Annotated in this window: 1 protein-coding gene; it reads right to left on the bottom strand. The window is 37.7% G+C overall.

Features of this window, described 5'->3' with window-relative positions; all coding sequences use genetic code 11:
• Nucleotides 1–460: 460 nt before the first annotated feature.
• A partial coding sequence (locus tag VNJ50_RS14120) for a Gfo/Idh/MocA family oxidoreductase (protein WP_414652903.1) occupies nucleotides 461–1,882 on the bottom strand: 1,422 nt, incomplete at its 5' end.

The raw sequence follows: 1,882 nt of genomic DNA, 5'->3' as shown, positions 1-1,882 counted from the left end.
TTTTGTAAATGGACAAATTCAACAGTATTTTAATATTAAATTAAAATCGATGAAGTGCACATAAATCCGACCAAATGTAGTATTTATTTTGATACGAAAGCTATTTCTTCACAAAAAAACAAAACAAATTTTATCTTTAGTCTTATTATAAAAACAAACTAAAATATAATGAGTTGTAAATCAGTATTTTATACTTAAATCAGTAATTATGAAAATTATAGGCTTTAAAAAAACAAAAAGGTTTTACCCATTAGACTTACACTCCTTCAAATGGAAACGGTATAAATTACATTTAAAAACCCCACAATTGTGTCTCAAAGACTATAGCAATCATGCATTTAAAGTAGAAAACAAAAAAAGCATCCTTCTTAAATTAAGTGAATTTAAGAAGGATGCTATTATTAATATATTCGATGAAATGATACTAAAGTATCAATAACCCAACAAATAGAGTGTGCAATTATTTTCCATAAAGTACATTGGTCGTACCTCCACCTGACAAGCTAATGTCCACCGGTGCATTGGTTTTCCAATGGCCACGCGTAAAATCTGGAACATCAACGGATGCCGCACGGTTGCCAACAGATTGTTCGCTCAACGGTGTGATGGCGCTCCATAGAGCAGCGTCATATACGTCCTGATCTAATGGCAAACCATTACGAAGGCAATCAATCAAACGCCAGTCCATCATAAAATCCATACCTCCGTGCCCACCAACTTGTTTGGCCAAATCGCCAACTTTCTTGACTATTTCTGGAGTATATTTTTCTTCCACCGACTTAAATTCGGCTTCATTTAACCAAGAATGTCCTTTTCCGATTTGTTGGGATGGCCATTTACGGGCAATGGCTTCTGTGCCACTTATCAGATGGATTCTTGAGTAAGGTCTTGGCGAACTCACATCGTGTTGAATCATGATGCTTCTACCATTCTTGGTCTTGATCATTGTGGTATTCATATTACCTCTATAATTGGCATTTTCAAATGGCTTGAAGAAATCATCTTCCATAGCTAAGCTTTTCGCTCTTGGCCCCATAGAAAAATCACCACTCGAAAGCGAGGTTAAATAATCCATTTGGTCACCACGGTTCACATTCATAACTTGACATATTGGTCCTAAACCATGCGTACCGTAAAGATTGCCATCACGTCCAATATTTTCCTTTAAACGCCACATGTCCTGAAAGGCGTTTTTATTAAAATTAAGATCGACCAAATCGTGGATATAAGCACCTTCACCATGGATGATATCCCCAAAATATCCTTGTCGTGCCATATTTAAGGTCAGCAATTCAAAAAAGTCGTAGCAACAATTTTCGAGCATCATACAATGCATCTTTGTCTTTTCGGAAGTTTCCACCAATTCCCAACACTCATCGATAGTCTTAGCAGCAGGCACTTCAACACCCACATGTCTACCAGCATTCATAGCATAAACGGCCATTGGCACATGCAGATCCCATGGCGTTGCAATATAAATCAAATCCAAATCTTCAGTATCGATCATGTCTTTCCAGGCATCCTCACTACCGCTATAAACCTTAGGATTATGCGATGTGCCCTCCAATAATTTCTTAGCATTCTCCGCTTGCTTTGGTCTTAAATCGCATAATGCTTTAATCTCAACACCTTCTATATAACTCATCCGTTTTACTGCACCAGGACCACGCATGCCTAATCCTATAAAACCAATTTTTACCGTATCTATTTTAGGTGCTGCATAACCTGACATATTAAACCTTGAAACACCGCCATTGGGTGGTACCACAATTTTAGCCGTCGTGCCGCAACTAACCAATCCACCAGTAGCCATTCCAAGCCCGGCCAATCCGGTCAGTTTTAAAAAACTCCTTCTGTTATTTGAATTACTCATCTTATTATT

It is taken from the genome of Gelidibacter sp., assembly GCF_035577925.1.
Lineage (GTDB): Bacteria > Bacteroidota > Bacteroidia > Flavobacteriales > Flavobacteriaceae > Gelidibacter.
Note: the sequence above shows the minus strand (reverse complement) of the source record. Positions and strands in the feature narration are given on the sequence as shown.